We start from the raw sequence: 18998 nt of genomic DNA on the forward strand, positions 1-18998 counted from the left end.
AGCCTCAGGCCTTCGTTGCATCCATGAAGATGGACGGATCAAAGTACTGGGAAGCGGGAATCGGATTCGGAATGTTCCCCGTGGAGGCGAAGAAGTCCGTCACCTGCTGGAGCCACTTGGTGACGCTCTCGTCGCCGTAGAGCTTGCGCCACTCGGCCACCGGGAATGTCTTCTGAGCGCCGTACTGTTCCTTGAAGTCCTTGAGCGGGACCTGCGGGTACTGCTTCTTCTGCAGCACTTCCAGCGCCTCGTCCGTCTTGCCCGTGAGATACTCGTTGCCTTCGCTCCAGGCTTTCACGACGCGCACGAGCACATCGCGGCTCTTGCTGTGGAAGTCTGCGGTCGTTGCCCAACCCGACATGATCGCGGCCTTGGGATAGTACGCCGAGGCATCGACGAGCTTCTTCGCGCCAGGCACCTTGTCGCGCACGGTGATGTTGAACGGCACCCAGAGCGCGACAGCCGGCACGGCTCCGGAGATGAACGATGTCACCGCGTCGGGCATGCGCTGATTGAGCAGCTCGATATCCTTGCCCGTCATGTTGTTGGCCTTGAGGGCCGTGTCGAGGAAGACGTGCGCCGTCGTGCCCGCCGTCGTCGCAATGCGCTTGCCCTTGAGATCGGCGATCGACTTGATGCCCTGGTCCTCGCGGACCCAGAGCTGCGCAGTGGCGAACTCCACGGCATTGGCGAGGAACATCTTGCCCTGGCCGCGCGCGGGAAAGTTCGAGATGACGGCGCCAGTTGAGAGTACGTCGAGGCTGCCGCCGATCATGGCCTGAAAGATCTCGAGGCCTGTCTGAAACTGCTTGAACTCCGGCTCGAGGCCGTATTTTGCGAAGGCGCCGAGATGATCGGCAAGCCACATCTGGCCATCGACGGCCAGGGTATGCAGGTAGCCCACCCTGATCTTGACTTTCGCCTGCGCAATAGCGGGCGAGCCCAGTGTCATGACGCCAGCCGCTGCGCCCGCACCTTGCAGAAATGTTCTGCGGTCGACCTTCATAGGTTTCCTCCTTCGACGCTCTTGCTTCAAGACTGCCGTTGTTTTGCCTGCTGCGCATATTCCTGCATTACGAGACCGCGCACGTGTGCACGAAGCTCGCCGAACTCCTTGCTTTCATGCAGTCCCTCCCTGCGGGGATAGCTGAACGGAACCTCGATAATCTCGCGAATGCGCGTGGGGCGCGCGGTCATGACGATAATGCGGTTGGAAAGATAGACTGCCTCTTCGACCGAGTGCGTGATGAGCATCACGGTCTTGCCTTCTGCTGCGAGCACCTCGAGGAGCAGATCCTGCATGGCCGTACGTGTCTGCGCATCGAGCGCACCGAAAGGCTCATCCATGAGCAGGAAATGCGGCTTGACAGCATAAGCGCGCGCAAGCGCGAGGCGCTGGCGCATGCCGCCTGAAAGCATACGCGGCCATGAATCCGCGAAATCCGACAGCCCCATGAGCCGCATGTAGCGCTGGCAGATCTCCTCACGCTCCTCAGGGCTCGTGCGATTGGCGCGCAGATTGAGACCAAAGGCGATGTTCTCTCTCACGGAGAGCCATGGAAAGACGCCATACTCCTGGAAGATGACACCGCGATCCGGCCCAGGGCCACTGATCGGCTGGCCATCGAGCGCAACCGTGCCCGCCGTTGGCTGCATGAAGCCAGCCACGATGTTCATCATCGTGGTCTTGCCGCAACCCGAGGGGCCGATGACGGACACGAACTCGCGATCGTGAATGTGGTAGCTCACGTCGTCGACAACGTGCATCTGGCCGCCGGCCGGCGTGTCGAAGCGAACGGAGACTTTGTCGAAGACGATACGGGGTGGTCCGATGCTCACGCGATGCGCTCCTGCCAGGAGACGAAGCGGCGCGCGAGCGTGCGAAGGCCGAGATCCATCAAGAGCGCGATGAAACCGATGCAGATGATGCCGACGTAGATAATATCGAGCTGGAAGAACGAGCCGGCATTCTGGATAAGCGCGCCGAGGCCCTGCTGCGCGGCAATCAGCTCTGAGGCAACAAGCGTCGCCCAGGCTACGCCGAGCGCCACGCGAAGTGCAGTGAGCATGTGCGGCACTGCCAGGGGAATGATCACCTTCCGGAAGATCTCGCCGTCCGTTGCTCCGAGCGTGCGCGCGACGCGCACATAGATCGGGCTGATCTGCGAGATGCCCTCGTACATGACGATCACGCCGGCAAAAAACGAGGCGTAGAACAGAATGACCGTCTTCGCGAGTTCATCGACGCCGAAGTAGACGATGACGAGCGGAATGAGCGCGATCGGCGGCAGCGCGCGGAAGAAGTTGATCAGAGGATCGATGAACGTGCGAATCGTTTTGTACCAGCCAAGCACGAAGCCGACGGGAACAGCGAGTGCGATGCCGCATAGGACGCCGAGGAAGACGCGACGCGTGGACATGAGGATGTCCATCGGCAGGCGGTCGCGCATCAGTTCGACGAAGCGCTTGGCCACCTCATGCGGGGTCGGCACGAGTGCAGGATTGATCAAACCGCTGTAGTGAATGCCGTACCAGCCAGCCAAAAGGGCAAGCCAGGGGGCAAGGATGAGAGCCGCTCGACGCACGTTTCCTCGAATTGTTCTTGTTCGTTCTGGTCTAAACATCCCAAAGGTACTATTTATAGGATGTTTAGCGCAAGCCAAATTCTGAACCCTCATGCCCCAAGCGATGCATCACATATTCGGCGACACGCCCATCCCCCGCTACGTTCAACTTGCGGATCTCTTCCGCCAGCGCCTGGACAAGGGGGTATGGCTGCCCGGCAGCGTCCTGCCTTCCATTGAGCAGCTCATGGAAGAATTCGAGGTCGCGCGCGTGACGGTGCGCCAGGCCATCTCTTTGCTGGCCGAGGAGGGCTTGCTCTCTCCACAGCGTGGTCGCGGCACGTTTGTCACGGGCAAGGCAACGACCCGCCGACAACTGCGCGTGGAGACGACACTTGGCGATCTCGTCGCCATGTATAGCGGCGATCGACCGGAGCACGCGACCCTCGCCGAGGACATCGCGAGCCCCGTCATCTTCGAGCGCGACGGCATTGCCGCGCCCAAGTATTTCCATTTGCGGCGCGTGCATTCGCGCAATGGCGAACGCTACTGCGTCATTTCCATTTATGTGGATTATCGCGTGTTCCGCCGGGCGCCATCCCGCTTCCGTCGCGAGCTCGCACTTCCCGTGCTGACGTCGCTACCCGGTCTGAAGATCGCCTCCGCGCGCCAGACGCTTACGATATCGACGGCGGACGTGGAGACGTCGCGCCTGCTTGGCATCGCCGTGAACACGCCCATGGCTGAGGTTCGCCGTGTCATGTGCGGGCCCGATCGAACTGTTATCTATCTCGCCGAGGTCAGCTACCGCGGCGACTACATTCATCTGGAAATGGACCTCAAGCCATGAGCACCGAGCTGAAACTTCGCCGCGTGACAACTCGCGTCTTCCGCTGTCCTCTCGAGCGGCCTGTGACGACGTCATTCGGCACTATGCGCGACCGTCCCATGGTCCTGATCGAGGTCGAAGACGATCAGGGGGCACGAGGCTGGGGCGAGGCTTGGTGCAATTTCCCGGCCGTGGGCGCGGAGCATCGCGCGCGTCTTGTCGACAGCGTCCTGACGCCACTGCTGCTCGCGCGCACCTTCCGCAATCCCGTTCAGGCCTTCGAGCACATGACGTCGTCCACCGCCGTTCTGGCGCTGCAGAGCGCGGAGCCAGGGCCGTTTGCGCAAACCATAGCTGGCGTCGATACCGCGCTGTGGGATCTCGCGGCACGGCGAGCGGGAAAGCCCCTATGGCAGCTACTCGATGATAGGGGCGGGGCGACGATTGGCGTCTATGCAAGTGGCCTCAATCCGGATAGGCCCGAGCATCTCGCCAAGTCGAAGCAGCAGGCGGGTTACACCAGCTTCAAACTGAAGGTCGGCTTTGGGACGGAGCGTGACATCACCAATCTCACCAAACTACGAAGCACGCTGGGGCCCGAAGCGGGCCTCATGGTCGATGCCAATCAGGGCTGGAGTGTCGATCAGGCGCTAGAGATGCTGCCAAAGCTCGAGAAGTTCGGGCTCGGTTGGCTCGAGGAGCCCATTCGCGCCGATGTGCCATGGAGCGAATGGCAGCGCCTGAAGAGTGCAACGCGAATCCCGCTGGCGGGCGGAGAGAACATTGCGGGGGTTGCGGACTTCGAGCGCGCTTTCGACGCCTCGGTGCTTGACGTCGTGCAGCCGGACCTCGCGAAATGGGGTGGGCTCAGCGCCACGCTTCGCGTCGCGCGCCGCATTCGTGAGCTGGGGCTGCGGTTCTGTCCGCACTATCTCGGAGGTGGCATCGGTCTGTTGGCTTCGGCCCATCTCCTTGCCGCCGTCGGCGGCGATGGTCTGCTCGAGATTGACGCCAACCCCAATCCCTTACGCTCAATCATCGCTGTCGATCTAGAAGACGTGCGGGATGGGGGAGTGACGCTGCCGGCGCGGTCTGGTCTCGGAGTTGAGCCAGACTTGGTTACACTCGACCGCTATCTGGTCCAGCATTGAGAGCCTGCACGGGGGCCGCCGTTGATCGCTCGGCGGGTCTGGTCGGTGAGCTCGAAGCGGAGCGGACCGGATTTGGATCAAATCTCCCGTGACTTGGTTACCGGCCTACGAGTCTGACCGCTGCAGACGAAGTTGCCAGGCGGCATCACGCGATGCATTCGCGCATTGCCGCGATTGCCACCGAATGTCATCGGCGCATCTCACACGGGCAGCACCGTCGTGTGCTTTACGACGCGCATAATGAGTGTCGAGCGGTAGGCGCCGATACCAGGCAGCTTGGCCAGCCTGTCGAGCACGAAGCGTTGGTAGTCCTCGACATCGCGCGCGACGACTGTGAGCTGGAAATCCCACTCGCCGAATAGGATCATGCATTCGATCACCTCGGGCATGGCAGAGACCGAAGCGGAAAAGCCGTCGATGGCATCGCGTGTCTGAGCGGCGAGCCGTACATCCACCTTGACCCGCACGCCGAGCCCAATTCTCTCAGGGTCTACAAGGGCGACATAGCGGCTGATGACACCTGCCTCCTCCAGCGCACGTACGCGCCTCAGCGTCGGCGCCGCAGTCAATGCGATGTGCTCGGCCAGAGCATCATTGCGCATGGCGCCATCGCGCTGCAGCTCTCGCAGGATGCGTCGGTCGGCATCGTCGAGCTTATAGGTCGGCATGATAGATCTCCCGGCGCAATCTGATTGCTAGAAATGGTATAGATCGATCGAAATACGCAATCCACGACGTCCGCATTACTTTTAAATTGCCGGCATGTTCGCCATTGCGCAAGAGGGAGACCGTCCATGACCGCATCAGTTTCCGACGATCCCGCCTTGGGGTTTGCAACTCACGAGGTGATGAATCAGGCCGGTGCGCTCGAGAACTACAATGCCTTCTCAAATGACAAGCCGCTGGCTGAAGCCATCAAGGTCTTCGGCGCGGATTGGTCGGCTGACCACCTCGCGCACGCTGGCGCGCTCGTCGGCAGCGAGAAGGTGCAGGCGTTGGCGCGCCAGGCCAATCGCCACACGCCAGAGCTGCGCACGCACGACCGCTTCGGGCATCGCGTCGACATCGTGGAGTTCCATCCCGCCTACCACGAGCTGATGGAGATGATCTTCGGCTGTGGCGCGCATTCGTTCGCGTGGACCAACCCGCGCCCCGGTGCCCATGTCGCGCGTGCTGCGCTCAGCTATCTCTGGAACCAGGGTGAGAACGGCATCTGCTGTCCGATGGGCATGACGTTCGCCTCGCTCGCTGCCCTCCGGCACGATCCGACACTGCTGGAGGAGTGGGCACCGCTCATCAATCGGCCTGCCTACGACGCCCGCGCAGGGTACGCCAAAACCAAGGCCGGCGTCACGGTCGGCATGGCGATGACGGAGAAGCAAGGCGGCTCCGACTTGCGTGCCACCATGACCAGGGCCCGGCCGGAGTCACCGCGACGAGGCTCCGGCGCACCCTATCTGCTCACCGGACACAAGTGGTTCTTCTCGGTGCCGATGAGCGATCTGTTCCTGACGCTGGCGCAGACTGACAAGGGCCTGTCCTGCTTCCTGGCGACCGGATGGCTCCCCGACGGTAGCCGCAACCGGCTCAAGCTGCAGCGGCTCAAAGACAAGTGCGGCAACAAGTCGAATGCCAGCAGCGAGGTCGAGTTCTACGGGCTCCATGCCGTCATGCTGGGAGAGGAAGGCCGCGGCATCCGCACCATCATCGAGATGGCACACCTGACGCGACTCGACTTCGCAGTCGGCTCGTCTGGATTGATGCGTCAGGCTCTGTCCCAGGCGATCCACCACACCAGCAACAGGCGCGCCTTCCAACGCAGCCTGATCGATCTGCCGATCATGCGCAACGTTGTCGCTGACCTCGCTGTAGAGAGCGAGGCGCTGATGTGGATGAGCATGCGGCTTGCGCAGGCGCTCGATCACGCCGAGACCGATCGAGCGGAGGCCATGTTGTCGCGCATCGCAACGCCTGTTGCAAAGTACTGGGCCTGCAAGCGGGCGCCGCAGTTTGTCGCCGAGGCGCTCGAATGCCACGGCGGCAATGGGTTCATCGCCGACCATCTCATGGAGCGGCTCTATCGCGAGGCGCCGCTCAACGGTATCTGGGAGGGCACCGGCAATGTCATCTGTCTCGATGTGCTGCGCGCCATGCAGCGCGAGCCAGACAGCGCCGGCGTGTTCCTCGGCGAGGTGCGCAAGGCGAGAGGCGGCGATACCCGCCTCGATACCTTCACCGATCGGCTCGAACGGCGGCTGATGAAGGTGAACGATCTTGAGCCCATCGCCCGCCGCGTCGTCGAGATGATGGCCTTCGCGCTTCAGGCGAGCCTACTCGTGCGGTACTCGACGCCTGCGGTTGCCAGCGCTTTCTGCGCAACGCGCCTCGACGGCGACTGGGGTCGCGCCTTCGGCACGCTGCCCCACGGGCTGGATACGCAGTCCATTGTCGATAGAGCCCGCATCGAAGCAAGCTGATGATGCCTGGCATCCACCACGAGTGAGACGATCAGGCAAAGCCCTATGTCGTTGTTGGCCCATCTCGACGGGCAGCCGACGGAGGCTATCGGATCACCGCGACCGTAGGCGATGACATGCGCGAGAATGTGCCGGCTCGCCGCCGCAACGGTCGATCCCATAAGCGGAAGTCGAACAACTTGCAGTGGGCGACGCCATAAGCGCCGCCGCAGGCAAAGCGTCGAAGGGTCAGATATCGACATTCTCGGCAACCTCGATCGCATTGTCGACCTCGATCCGGGTCCGCCTTGATCCTATGCAGACATCGCGATCGGAGCAGTGGCTTGCGTTAGTGCGGCGATGCGCTCGCCAATTGGCGCCGCCGCAGGAGCGCTGCAACCAGCATCAGAAGCACCGCAGCTAGGCCGCCGAGCGCTTCCGGCTCGGGGGCTGCAGTGCCGCCGAAGCCGATACCGGTGGTGCGCGTCGGCGAGTGGCCAGGAGCGGAGACGTGTCGGACCGCAGGCTGCGGCCTGGGGATGCCATAGGCCCCCGGGCCGACGCCATGCACCATGGGAAGGTTGATCCGGCTGTCGCGCGCCGATGCCGGCTCGGCATTCACGATCTGCTGGCTGACGGCGACGAATGAGGTCCATTGCGTCGCAAGCGAATGCGCAAGGCCGAGATCCGTTACGCGTTTCTCGATCTGCGCATTGGACTGCCTGCTGTGCCGTAGGTGCACCGGCACAATCAGCTCGCGCGTGCTGTCGGCGATCTGCGAGCGCGCCCATACCAGCGGGATCGCTCCGGTCGTGGCCCCCGTGGGCCCGGCGGGTAGCTCGACCACGAGCGGCAAGGTCGCGGTGCGCCCATTGATCTTGCCCGTCACCCTGATGGTATGTGATCCAGACGCGGAGAAGCGCCCCTGGACACGGATGGAGTCCCCTGCGAAAAGATCGGGAATGGTGGCCGGCGTCACTTCCGATACCTTGACGTCGCCCCAGTCGATGGTGACGTCCGTCATCACCGTGGCTTCGAGCTTCCTGGCGAAGGCAATGGCTGCGTCGCCGCCCTTCTCGGTAGGATCAACCACGCGGGCGAAGCCGCGCCCGACTCGCGCCATCTCGTTGAGCAGGTAGTGGTTGACCGCCGAGCCGATGCCGAAGACGTACGTGCGGGTCTGGCCGATGTTCGCCGCGACCATGCGCAGGATCTCGGCCTCGTTGCCCACGTAGCCGTCCGACAGGAACACCAGGATGCGGCGGGCACCAGTCATGACCGGCATGTCGAAGGCTTTAGTCAGGCCCGCAACGACCTCGGTGCCGCCGTCCGCCGTCAGGCTGTTCACATAGCTCAGTCCTCGGCGAAGGTTGTCCGGGTTGGCTGGAATGGCGGACGTCGCAAGTTCGGTCGCATTGTTGGAGAAGCGAATGATGCGGAAATAGTCGCTCGGCCTCAGTGCCTCCAGGGCGTGCTTCATGAACAGCTTGCTGGCGTCGATCGGAGCGCCATGCATCGAGCCGGAGGTATCGAGCAAGAACACGATCTCACGCGGAGTGATGTCGCTGTCGGCGATGATCTGTGGTGGCTCGAGCATCAGCGAGAATGTGCCGCCATTGCTGTCCCTGTGAGCCAGCATTCCGGCCTGCACGGTCTTGCCCGCAAGCGTGTAGAGCAGCACGAAGTCCCGGTTGTCGATGGTGCGGCCGCGCGCCAGCGTTACCGTGCGCGACGTCGCGTTGGCATCTCCGATCGAAGATATGCCATGCGTTGCGCTCAACACCTGCGGAATGGCGACGCCGGCGGCGAGGTTGATGCGGAGCGCGACGCGGTCCTCGTCGATCTCTCCGGGGGCCGTCAGGCCGTTGACCGGCGGGTAGGATGGGATCGGGCCGAAACTCCATTCCCCGGCGGTCTCGGCTGGAGGACGCGGCGCATCGATCTGCCGCGTTTCTGTCGCGGCGACTACATTGGTGGGCGGACGCGGTTCGTAGCGTGGGCCTACAACGAGCGGGATCTTGAGCTGGTATGCGCCGTCGACGCGCGGCACCGTCTGCACGTACTTGAGCGTCACAATGATTGGCATGCCGGGCATGAGGTTGGCGACGCTCTGGGTGAACATGTTCGGGCGATGCTGCTCCAACAGTGCGGCGGCGTTGCCTTTGCGTTGGGCAGTCTCGAATGTCTGGCGCGCGGCTTCCTTGCGTTCGATGCGGGCTGCGACGATCTCATCACCGATCTGCATTTGCATCGCGTGGACTGCGGCCTCTTCGTTCAGCGGGAAAAGATAGGTCGCGTTGAGCGGTGTGAGTGTCGGATTAACGAACGTCTGCACCACGGTGACCGCGGCGAGGTCACCCTGCACATCGGCTGTGATGTCGGTTTTAAGCGAGGGGAATCGCACGGTGCGGCCGTCCACCTCGCTTCTGATCTCACCTGCGATTTCGGTAGGCGTTCCGGCAGCGGCCAATGCTGCAGGCCATGCGAGCGTCCCGAGCGATACGAGAACGGCAATCCATTTCGAAAGCATGACAGGTCAGCCTTTCTTCGGTGGTTGAAACGCCAGTCGGGAAGGTGGGTCGACGCCCAGCACGCGGAGGGCGGACGACGAAAAATCGGCGTGCTCGGAGACGGGGAGATCGGCCGGTGATATCCGCTGGATGGCTGTCCACTGCGCCGCCTCTCCTCGCAGCCAGTGCCACACGGCAGTGGCGACGCTTCCCGTCAGGTGGCCACGATCGGAGAGGAACGTCACGTCGATGCGATAGCGCTCGCCCGTGGGCGCGACCGCCAGATAATGCGCGGTCGGGATCGGCTCGAATACGAGACCGCCGTAGCTCACGTCGAAGCCGATGCCGCGCAGGCATTCATCCGGCGCGTGCAGGTGCCGCAATGGAGATGACGTCCGCACAAGCAGCAGGCGGTGTGCGCCGTAGCTCGCCTTGACTGCGGCACCTCCGTACCGCGTGAAGTAAGCGGCCTCGCGTGAGTCGATCGGAATGGGCTCTGCGCGCTCTCCCATGATCCACGCTGGCGCCTGGAGAGCGAAGTCCCTGCGGGCGACATCGACGGGGCTGCGCGGCAGGTTGACGATGACGAGCGCGAGAGCAAGTGCGGCAAAGGCAAAGGGCAGCCGGCGATGCGACTTGGGGTCGGCGGTCGATGAGGCGGTGCTGCACGCAGGAGCGCAACCAAGATGGTCGGCAGCGCGCGCCGGCGGGCCCGCCATCGCCATCCAGGCAGTGAGCGGCAGTAGGCCCAACAGCAGACTGCAGTAGCCGATTGCGTCATGCCAGGGCTTGGCCATCACATCTATTCCGCCGATTGCGGAGGGAAATGCGATGCCGATCGCGAGCAGAGTGATGCGAAGGATATTGGCAGCAACCGCGGATGCCAGAAGCAAGGCGAGTCCCGTCAGGGCCATCGGCACTCGCGGACGCAGGACCGTGCAGGCCATCGAGAAGGCCAGTGCGCTCAGCAGCAATGTGCGCGCTCCCGAGCACGGCAGGTCGATCAGCACGTCGCGCCCGGCGAGCACGATGCGGACGCCCTCACACACGACCGCATCGAACGCGCTGCGCAATATCACGCACGCGCCGTCAGCGGAGATCTGCTGCAGCGCGTAGCCCAAGCAACGTTGGAGTATCCGTTCGAGCGGCAAGGCAAATGCGAAGGTGATTGCGAGCCAGGCGGGCGATATCGATCGCTTGCGCTCGTTCAGATGCAGCAGCAGGCCGATGGCGTAGACGTCGACGACGAGCGTCAAGGCGCCAAGCACGTTGATTGCGCTGAGCTGTCCGACAAGCCGCACCACGGCGGATATGGCGAGGAGGCCGATCGCGCGGGTGGACTTCAGCGAGGCGGATCTCGCCACCGGACTCGCCGTGCTCCAGAGCAGGAGTGCCGCGACCATCGCAACGACGAGTAGTCCGTTGGAGTCATAGGCCGGATCGCGCCAGGTGTTGATCAGCCAGGCGATGGGATCGAGCGCCAGTATCGCAGCGGCAAGGGCGAGAACCAGGGCCGCGAGTTGGCTTGGCGTTAGCCTCCGCAGCAGCGTGAAGCTGCCAGGGCGCCGCACGGCTTCAAAGATGTACAGGTGTCTTGAGAGCATGCGATCGATATCCGGTGTGCTGGATGGCATGATGTCGACGAGGCGACGTCATGGAGCACTAGCGGGGGCGCGGGATGCGCGATCGTGATCGGCGCTCGCAGTCGGTTGACCGGCGGTGGTCGACAATCCTCCGAAGCGCCGATCGCGCGCCCGAAAGTCCCCAAGCGCCAGCGCCAGATCGTGCGCACGAAAGTCGGGCCACAGTCGGTCCGTGAAATACAACTCGGCGTAGGCAGCTTCCCACAACAGGAAATCTGACAGTCGCTTCTCTCCGCCGGTGCGGATCAACAGATCGACGTCGGCCGGCACGCTATTGCCGGCGAGCTGCTGTGCGAGCTCCTCGCGCGTTGGCGGAGGCCGGCAGGCTGCGACGGCGCCGAGGATCGCATCGCGACTCGAATAGTCGATGGCAAGCCGGAGTGTCAGCCGCGTCCCGCGTGCGGTGACTGCTTCGGCGTGCGCAATCAGCTTTGCCAGTTCATCCGACAGGCGATCACGGCGACCGATCGCGACCAGCTTGACCGACGCTTCGACGAGGGGAGTGAGATCGCGAACAAGATAGAAGCGAAAGAGGTCCATCAACGCGGCCACTTCGGAGGCGGGTCTGCGCCAGTTGTCGGACGAGAAGGCGTATACCGACAGCGTCGCGACACCCATGCCGGGTGCAGCTTTGACGACACCGCGCAGCGCGGCGATGCCCGCGAAATGTCCTGACGTGCGTGGAAGACCTTTGGTTGTCGCCCAGCGGCCGTTGCCATCCATGATGATGGCGACGTGGAGGTTGTCTTGGTTATGTACACTACTTTGCATTGCAGAGTTTCCATTTAAAAAAGGGGGCCGTCGGCTCGCTCACGCTGGTCGTGGCCGCAGTCGGAGTGCCGGTGCTTTAGTCGGTGTCTTGGCCTCGCCGGCTGCCTTTGCCGCGTCGAGCACGACGCGCTCGAGGACTTCGATATAGTCGAGAAACCTGCGGCGGCCGGACGCTGTGAGACGGCACGTCGTTAGCGGGCGCTTACGCTCGAAGGTTTTGATGATCTCGACGACATGCGCTTCCTCGAGCACCTGCAGGTGCCGGCTGAGGTTGCCGTCGGTCAATCCGCACAGATGCTTCAGGTCAGAGAACGCCAAGCCCTTGGGATGAGCCATGAGCGAGGTCATGATGCCGAGCCGCGCCTTCTCGTGAAGCACACGGTCGAGCCCCTCATACGAGAATGGTGCCTCGTCACCGGATTTCGACATCGTCGCCTCCCTCGGCAACGCGCAGAATGATAGCGAGCACCAGCTGGCCGATCCCGAACGGCAGCCCCATGGACCAGGGCGAGAGCGTGCGCGTCTCGCTGGCCAGAGCGAGCACAGTGGCACCCGTAACAAAGTACCACGCGGCGGCGATGATGATGGTACGCGGCAGGAAGCGGACGGCCGCGAAGAGGCCAAGAGCAATCAGCATCTGCCACAATCCGGGAAGCAGCCAGAGTGCATCATCGGCCAGCCGCATCAGCACTGCAGCGATCACCGCGCCTGCAGCTCCGACAGGGAGGAAATGCTCCACAGCACTGACAAGCATGGCATCGGCCAGGCCGGAATGCTGGCGGCGGGTGCGCGCACGCATCTCCACGCCGATCAGCACTGCCGAGACGGCCGCCACAGCGATCCAGACGCTAAGGAAGCTGACGGGATCCTGGTGCGGTAGAAGCTGCATGGACTGGGCCGCCGCCGCCGCGATCGAGAGCAAGCCGGTGGCCGCGATGACCGTCGGGCCAAATCCACGAAACGTCGTGCCGGCCGCAAGTTGAAGGCGGATGTTACCGATGTCCGCCAAGGCCTTGTGGAGATCGCTCATCTCTACATCCAATTACTTTGCATTCCAAAGCATAGACGGCCGCGACGCGGAAGGCAAGTACCTTATGATTCGCCTCGCCAGTTCGGTCGGGCGTCGACATTTTCTCGTGTTGAGGATTGGAGCACGTCAGAGGGCAGAGGAAGCAGACATCCGGCGCATGTACAGATCAGAGCTCGGTGCTCGCTGCATTGCGAGCATCTGGCGACCAACATGGGTATAGCCCCTGGTCAGCCTCCCCGATCAGCTATCCGAGCTTTGAGCTTGCCGCTTTGGGCGCGTCAGTCTTTGCGTGCCGGCTCGCCCATGTCGCTGCGGCCGGCGAATAGGAATTGCCCCGGCTTGTGCCACTCACTCGCAGATATTCGTCGACGGCCTGACGAGGCTGGTCGGTCAGCTCAAACCGAACTGTCCGCCCGTCTTCTTCTGGCGGATAGTTGTGCCATCCATCGAGCAACCACTCGGGGCAACGTCATCGATCTGGACTGCGACGACGTCACAATCACCAGCCGACGACCCGGAGCAGAAATCGCACGCAGCCGCCACCGTACTAGATCTCGATTTCTTAGTAGCCCGCCGGGCCAGGCCGGGGCGGCGATGGTCAAGCCGTCATTCGACGCACGATCTGAAACCCTAGATCGACAATGCGCTTGTGGGTCGCCTCGCCGTTGCCGCGGCGCAGGACAAGCCGTGCAGCTTCCTCACCAATGGCAAAGCCTGGAACACGGACGGTGGTCAGTGCGAGACCGTTCTCACTCGCCATTTCGAAGTCTCCGAATCCGGCAATGGCAATGTCGTCCGGAACCCTGAGGCCGCGCCGGCGCGCCTCCGAGAGCGCGCCCAGGGCAATGCTGTCGCTGGCGCAGAACACGGCCGTGGTGTCCTCCCAGCGCATCAAAAGATGCGCTAGTCCGCTCGCGCCTGCGCTCGGATCATCGCCGAGCCCGGCCACCGACGCGACACGCGGTGCATGAAGGCTGCGCGCAGCGAGAGCATCCTTGTAGCCGGCGCGGCGCAATTGACCGCGCCTGTCGAACGGGCTCGAGCGACCTATGAAGCCGATGCCCTTATGGCCTGCGTCCGCCAGGAACTCGGTCATGGCGTTGCCGGCTGCGCGGTTGGAGAAGCCGACAGCGCTGTCGATTGGTGCCTCGGGCAACTCCCACAACTCTACGATCGGTATCCGCGCACGCTTCAACAAGCGGTTCGCCATGTCGGTATGCTGGGTGCTGGTCAGCACGAGGCCGTCAGGGCGGCGCGCCAGCATGGCGGCGATGGAGTCAGCCTCGATTTCCGGCGTGTAGTTGGTTGTCGCCAGTAGGAGCTGATAGCCCTGCTCCCGCAGGGTCTGGGAAAGGCCATCCACCGTGGATGCGAAGAACGAGCCGCCGAGCGTCGAGACCAGGGCTCCGATGATCCGGCTGCGACGCGAGGACAAGGCTCCCGCAGCCTCGTCCGGCACGTAGCCCAGCTTGCGAATCGCTGCCTGCACGCGCCGGCACGTCTCAGGCCGCACCTTGTCGGGGGTGCGCAGCACGCGCGAGACTGTCATCGTTGACACCCTCGCCGCAGCCGCGACTTCGCTCATGCGCACCCAACTGCGCTTGTCTGCCACTTAAGGCCTCACCTTTCAAAGTCCCGCAGGAGCCGGCGTTGACATATCAGCGAGGGCAATGTTAGCGATAACATAAATAAAAATCTCAATTTCAAATCCGGTTCGGGAGGACGCCCATGCTCAGCAAGGAGCAGATCGAGTTCTACAACGAGAACGGCTATCTGATGGTGGAGAACGTTCTCACCCCGGATCAGCTCGCGCGCTTGCGCGAAATCTCCTACGACTTCATCGACAAATCGAGAGCCGTCACCACGAGCGACGATGTGTTCGATCTCGATGAAGGTCATTCGGCTCAGACGCCCAAGCTCACGCGCATCAAGCTGCCGCACAAGCAGCATCCCTATTATTGGGAGATCGCGAAGAACTCGCGCATCACCGAGGTGCTCCGCCAGCTCCTGGGTCCCGATGTGCTGCTGCAGACCTCCAAGCTCAACACCAAGGCCCCCGGCGGCGGCGCGGCTGTGGAATGGCATCAGGACTGGGCCTTCTATCCGCACACCAACGACGACATTCTTGCCTGCGGTGTCATGCTGGAGGATGTCGACCTCGTAAACGGTCCGCTGCAGGTGATTCCAGGCTCTCACAAAGGCCCCGTCCTCAGCCACAACAACAAGGACGGCGTGTTCTGCGGCGCCATCGATCCCGAAGATCCCGACTTCCACTCCAAGCAGGCCGTGACGCTGACCGGCAAGGCAGGCAGCATGACCGTGCATCATGCGCGGACGCTGCACGGCTCGGCCCCGAACCGCAGTGATCGCGCGCGCCTTCTCCTGTTCTACGAGTGCCTGGCGGCTGACGCCTGGCCGCTCGCCGGCGCGAGCTCTTACATGCATCGCCTTAGCGCCAAGGACTTCCTGGCCGACCTCGAAGCGCGCACGATCATCGGCAAGCCATCGCTTGTTCCGCGTATGGAGGCGGTTCCGGTCGTCCTTCCCCTGCCGCCGGCACCCGATGCCGGCTCCATCTTCAAGACGCAGAAGACCGGCGGCGCCAAGACCGCGTTCGCGGCTTGAAAAACCGCTATCCGGCGGTCGCTAAAAAACGAAAAACGTACGGGAGGATTGTCCATGCGTAGCATCAAGTCGTTGTCGACTATCGCAGTCGTGGGTTTGTCGATGCTGCTGCTGCCGGCCGCGGCATCGGCCCAGAAGACACTGACATTCGGCGGATCCGACGCCATCGGCTCGTTGCTCGATCGCCAGAACGTGCTCTTCACCAAGCTCGTCAACGAACGCGCGGCGGGCAAGCTCAAGATCAACTTCATCCAGGGCGAGCAGCTCGGCAACGATCAGCAGGTGATCGAGCAAATGATCGCCGGCTCGGTCCACATCTACGGTGATGTGCTCGATTGGTACGCCAACTGGGTGAAGGACTTCGCCATCATGGGCTGGGGTTTCACCTTCCGCGATGTGGCTCACCTGCAGAAGTTCACCGAGAGCGCGCCTTATCAGAAGCTCGCCGATGAGCTGCGCGCCAAGCAGGGCATCCGCATCCTGGCGGCGTCGGCAACCCAGCCGCGCGTCATGTTCGCCAACAAGCCGATCACGAAGCTCGATGACATCTCGGGCATCAAGATGCGCGTGCCCGAGATCAAAGTATATGTGAAGCTCTGGGAGACGCTGGGCGCCCGCCCGAGCCGTCTTGCCTGGGCGGAAGTGTTCCTCGGCCTCAAGAACGGCGTTGTCGACGCGGCGGAAGGGCCCGTCTCGGCCGCCTTCTCCGCGAAGTTCCACGAGGCGGCGAAGCACGTCATCCGCACTGATCACATCTACTCATCGGCGCACATCACCATCAACGAGAAGGCCTACCAGGAGCTCAGCCCGGAGCTGCAGAAGATCCTGGTGGCGGCGGCCAAGGAGGCTGTGGATTGGGCGCGCGACCAGTCGGCAAAGGAGACCGAGGAGGTCATGTCCAAGATGGCGGCAGCCGGTGCCACTGTGCACAAGGTCGACATCACGGCAATCCAGGCACGCTCGCAGCAGGCCGTCGCCGACATGGAGAAAGACGGCGCCTGGTCGCCAGGCCTCTGGAAAGCGATCCAGGAAATCAAGTAGCGCAGCGTCGTTTGCGGTCCTTGCTCTTCGGCGCTTGAGTAGCGAGGGCTTACCGGGGGATCGAGCCATGGCTTTCTCGCTGCGCCTCTTCCGGCGCGTCCTCCAATACATTGGTCACGTCGAGCGCTGGCTCGGCGTGACCTTGATCGCCATCATGGTGATCGCCATTACCACGCAGGTGTTCACGCGCTACGTCTTCAATCGCCCGATCATCTGGGTCGAGGAGCTGGCGACCTACTCGTTCATCTGGAGTGCCTTCATCGGCGCCAGCCTGGGCCTGAAGTACGGCCGCCATATCAAGATCGAGACCTTCGTCGACTATCTGCCCGATCACGCCAAGGCAGCAAGCCGCATCCTCGTCAATCTGATCGTCATTGCGATCATGTGGATGCTCGTGCGCGAGGTCGGCAAGATCATCGACATCGAGAGCCGCTCGACGTCCGTCTCTCTGCCATGGCCCGTGCCGCGGGCATGGTTCTATTCGATCCCGCTCGCCGCCTCGTGCGTCTCCATGCTGGCGACGTGCGTCTATCTCGTGCTCGTCGAGGTCGCGACGCTCGCTGGTGCAAAAGGAGTAGACGCGAAGGAGGGTGTCATGGGGCTGCCTCCTTCGGAGCAAAGTCACATCTGAGGGCGCGCGCGTGGATTTTTCCATTCTGCTGATGTTCGCGGTATTCGGCGCCCTGATCGCCATCGAGGTGCCGATCGCCTTCGCGCTCGCGGGTAGCGCGCTGCTCTACCTGATCCTCAATCCCGTCGTGCCTCTTACCATCGTCGTGCAGCGCATGGCGCCCGGCATCGACAGCTTTCCCTTGCTGGCCGTGCCGTTGTTCATACTCGCCGGCCAGCTTTTGAACACCTCGGGAATCGCCGCGCGCATATTCCATTTCGCGCACGCCCTGGTTGGTCACATCAGAGGCGGCCTCGCCCACTGCAACATCGTCGCCAGCATGATTTTCTCGTCGATGTCGGGCGTAGCGCAGGCCGATGCCGCCGGTCTCGGTCTCATCGAGGTCAAGGCTATGCGCGAGCGCGGCTTCGATCCGGCATTCGCGGCAGCGGTCAGCGCGGCCTCGGCCACGATCGGGCCGATCATTCCGCCGAGCGTGATCATGGTGATCTACGGCCTGATGGCCCAGGTCTCGGTGGCCGACCTTTTCCTAGCGGGCATCCTGCCAGGCATCCTCATGGGCGTGGCGATGATGGGTATGGTCTATTTCCTGGCCGTGACGGGGCGCGTGCATTGCCCAGTGGAGCGGCGGGCGACCCTGGCCGAGCTGTCGCAGTCGTTCCTGGCCGGATTGCCGGCATTCCTTGCACCCATCGTGCTGGTCGGCGGCTTGATGCTCGGCATTGCAACGCCCACCGAGCTCGGTGCCTTGACGGTCGTCTATGCCATCGCGCTGGGTTTCTGGTATCGCGAGCTCACCTGGAAAATGGTGTTCGACGCCATAAACGAGACCCTCATTTTCTGCGGCGTCCTCGTCTTCATCATCGCCGCAGCCGTGCCGTTCGGATGGCTCATCTCGTTTACACGCCTGCCGGCAGAGCTGTCGGCCGTGGTGCTGCAATTCACGCAGGACCCTGTCGTCGTCCTTGCCATCATCAACGTGCTGCTGCTGTTCCTCGGCTGCTTCATGGAGACGACGGCGATCCTTCTGATCGTCACGCCGACGCTGCTGCCCATCATCCTCGCGGTCGGAATCGATCCTGTACACTTCGGCATCATCATCTCGCTGAACCTGATTGTCGGCGCCATAACGCCGCCCTTCGGGGTGATCCTGTTCATCTTGAAGGATATTGCCAAGATCACGTTTGCGCAGATGGTGCGTGCGGTGCTGCCGTTCTATATCCCGCTGGGAATTGCGTTGCTGATCATCACCTACTGGCCTGGGTTCGTTTTGTTCGTGCCGTCGCTGTTCAAAGGTTGAACGATTTCCACTTGGCTAAGAGCCGCCATAGCCTAGTGGCAGGCGCAGTCGGGACACAGCGCGCCGCCGCGAGCTCGAAGCCGCTCGTACGTTGCCTCGTTGTCCGCTGCGAGGCGGTCGACCTACGGAGGATCGCCAGTTGCCCGAATAAGCACCAGATTGAACGCGTACATACTTTGTCTTTTGGCGGCTGCAATAGCGGGCCTTGATGCGTTGCCGCTCAAAGACTGAAAGCACGATACGGCCATTGTGCCGATGTCGACCGGCTGCAGCCGCGATAGTTCGGTTCGGTTCTCTTCGGCAGGTTCCGAAGTATGACCGGACGTCATACCCGATGTGTCAGCGGTCACGCCGCTGAGCCAGCCGATGTGTGCAAACTCCGCAGAGCGCCGCAGTGCCTCGACGCAACATCCCAGAAGCAGAAGATCTGCTCCTCAAACTGACGGC

Annotated in this window: 17 protein-coding genes and 1 pseudogene; 7 read left to right on the forward strand and 11 right to left on the reverse strand. The window is 62.8% G+C overall.

The annotated features are described in order from the left end of the window. Positions 1 to 4: 4 nt before the first annotated feature. The 4 genes and pseudogenes from CS1BSM3_RS16645 to CS1BSM3_RS16655 form a co-directional block, all read right to left on the reverse strand. On the reverse strand, positions 5 to 952 hold the full coding sequence (locus CS1BSM3_RS16645; RefSeq protein ID WP_348532919.1) for an ABC transporter substrate-binding protein: 948 nt from the start codon (positions 950 to 952) through the stop codon (positions 5 to 7). Further along, positions 936 to 1064, reverse strand: a pseudogene (locus CS1BSM3_RS28880) (hypothetical protein); the annotation flags it as partial. The gene CS1BSM3_RS16645 and the pseudogene CS1BSM3_RS28880, both read right to left, overlap by 17 nt. Next, entirely contained in the window at positions 1033 to 1839 is an 807-nt protein-coding gene (locus CS1BSM3_RS16650; RefSeq protein ID WP_072388771.1) for an ATP-binding cassette domain-containing protein, read from the reverse strand. The pseudogene CS1BSM3_RS28880 and the gene CS1BSM3_RS16650, both read right to left, overlap by 32 nt. Next, complete coding sequence (locus CS1BSM3_RS16655; RefSeq protein ID WP_348532904.1) at positions 1836 to 2585, reverse strand: ABC transporter permease; 750 nt, start codon at positions 2583 to 2585, stop codon at positions 1836 to 1838. Before CS1BSM3_RS16655 ends, CS1BSM3_RS16650 begins: the two co-directional genes overlap by 4 nt. Positions 2586 to 2676: 91 nt before the next feature. Here CS1BSM3_RS16655 and CS1BSM3_RS16660 point away from each other — a divergent pair, with 91 nt between their 5' ends. Both CS1BSM3_RS16660 and CS1BSM3_RS16665 read left to right on the forward strand, forming a co-directional pair. Then, positions 2677 to 3414: a GntR family transcriptional regulator gene (locus tag CS1BSM3_RS16660; RefSeq protein ID WP_244540544.1), complete on the forward strand. Its 738-nt coding sequence runs from the start codon at positions 2677 to 2679 to the stop codon at positions 3412 to 3414. After that, the gene (locus CS1BSM3_RS16665; RefSeq protein WP_072388774.1) at positions 3411 to 4544 is read left to right on the forward strand and encodes a mandelate racemase/muconate lactonizing enzyme family protein; all 1134 of its coding nucleotides are present in this window, start codon (positions 3411 to 3413) and stop codon (positions 4542 to 4544) included. Before CS1BSM3_RS16660 ends, CS1BSM3_RS16665 begins: the two co-directional genes overlap by 4 nt. A 200-nt stretch (positions 4545 to 4744) precedes the next feature. Here CS1BSM3_RS16665 and CS1BSM3_RS16670 read toward each other — a convergent pair whose 3' ends face one another. Next, positions 4745 to 5212, reverse strand: coding sequence for an Lrp/AsnC family transcriptional regulator (locus tag CS1BSM3_RS16670; RefSeq protein ID WP_072388776.1), 468 nt, complete (start codon positions 5210 to 5212; stop codon positions 4745 to 4747). 126 nt (positions 5213 to 5338) lie between these two features. Between CS1BSM3_RS16670 and CS1BSM3_RS16675 the strand changes: the two genes are divergently transcribed. Continuing rightward, on the forward strand, positions 5339 to 7021 hold the full coding sequence (locus CS1BSM3_RS16675) for an acyl-CoA dehydrogenase family protein (RefSeq protein ID WP_072388778.1): 1683 nt from the start codon (positions 5339 to 5341) through the stop codon (positions 7019 to 7021). Positions 7022 to 7349: 328 nt separating this feature from the next. On the opposite strand, the gene CS1BSM3_RS16680 is transcribed toward CS1BSM3_RS16675, so the two are convergent. The 6 genes from CS1BSM3_RS16680 to CS1BSM3_RS16705 form a co-directional block, all read right to left on the reverse strand. Then, the gene (locus CS1BSM3_RS16680) at positions 7350 to 9530 is read right to left on the reverse strand and encodes a VIT and vWA domain-containing protein (protein WP_072388780.1); all 2181 of its coding nucleotides are present in this window, start codon (positions 9528 to 9530) and stop codon (positions 7350 to 7352) included. Positions 9531 to 9536: 6 nt separating this feature from the next. Next, positions 9537 to 11114, reverse strand: a complete 1578-nt coding sequence (gene xrtT, locus CS1BSM3_RS16685) for an exosortase T (RefSeq protein WP_174263704.1) — start codon at positions 11112 to 11114, stop codon at positions 9537 to 9539. A 48-nt stretch (positions 11115 to 11162) separates the two neighbouring features. Further along, a complete protein-coding gene (locus tag CS1BSM3_RS16690; protein WP_072388782.1) occupies positions 11163 to 11924 on the reverse strand; it encodes a di-trans,poly-cis-decaprenylcistransferase in 762 nt (253 codons plus the stop codon). Positions 11925 to 11963: 39 nt separating this feature from the next. After that, entirely contained in the window at positions 11964 to 12353 is a 390-nt protein-coding gene (locus CS1BSM3_RS16695) for a transcriptional regulator (RefSeq protein WP_072388784.1), read from the reverse strand. Then, a complete protein-coding gene (locus CS1BSM3_RS16700) occupies positions 12337 to 12954 on the reverse strand; it encodes a hypothetical protein (RefSeq protein WP_072388786.1) in 618 nt (205 codons plus the stop codon). The genes CS1BSM3_RS16695 and CS1BSM3_RS16700 overlap by 17 nt, the downstream gene beginning before the upstream one ends. Before the next feature lie 598 nt (positions 12955 to 13552). Beyond that, positions 13553 to 14539 carry a LacI family DNA-binding transcriptional regulator gene (locus CS1BSM3_RS16705; protein ID WP_083528658.1) on the reverse strand — a complete coding sequence of 329 codons (987 nt, stop codon included), beginning with the start codon at positions 14537 to 14539 and terminating at the stop codon, positions 13553 to 13555. A gap of 143 nt (positions 14540 to 14682) precedes the next feature. Here CS1BSM3_RS16705 and CS1BSM3_RS16710 point away from each other — a divergent pair, with 143 nt between their 5' ends. From CS1BSM3_RS16710 to CS1BSM3_RS16725, 4 genes are all read left to right on the forward strand, one after another. Next, positions 14683 to 15579 (forward strand): phytanoyl-CoA dioxygenase family protein, encoded by an 897-nt coding sequence (locus CS1BSM3_RS16710; RefSeq protein WP_072388790.1) that lies wholly within the window; start codon positions 14683 to 14685, stop codon positions 15577 to 15579. A gap of 54 nt (positions 15580 to 15633) precedes the next feature. After that, on the forward strand, positions 15634 to 16620 hold the full coding sequence (locus tag CS1BSM3_RS16715) for a TRAP transporter substrate-binding protein (protein ID WP_072388792.1): 987 nt from the start codon (positions 15634 to 15636) through the stop codon (positions 16618 to 16620). 67 nt (positions 16621 to 16687) lie between these two features. Then, positions 16688 to 17251 carry a TRAP transporter small permease gene (locus tag CS1BSM3_RS16720; RefSeq protein WP_072388794.1) on the forward strand — a complete coding sequence of 188 codons (564 nt, stop codon included), beginning with the start codon at positions 16688 to 16690 and terminating at the stop codon, positions 17249 to 17251. A gap of 10 nt (positions 17252 to 17261) precedes the next feature. Next, on the forward strand, positions 17262 to 18551 hold the full coding sequence (locus CS1BSM3_RS16725; protein ID WP_244540545.1) for a TRAP transporter large permease: 1290 nt from the start codon (positions 17262 to 17264) through the stop codon (positions 18549 to 18551). Positions 18552 to 18998: the final 447 nt, after the last annotated feature.

Origin of the sequence: Hyphomicrobium sp. CS1BSMeth3, assembly GCF_900117415.1 — a bacterium.
GTDB lineage: Bacteria > Pseudomonadota > Alphaproteobacteria > Rhizobiales > Hyphomicrobiaceae.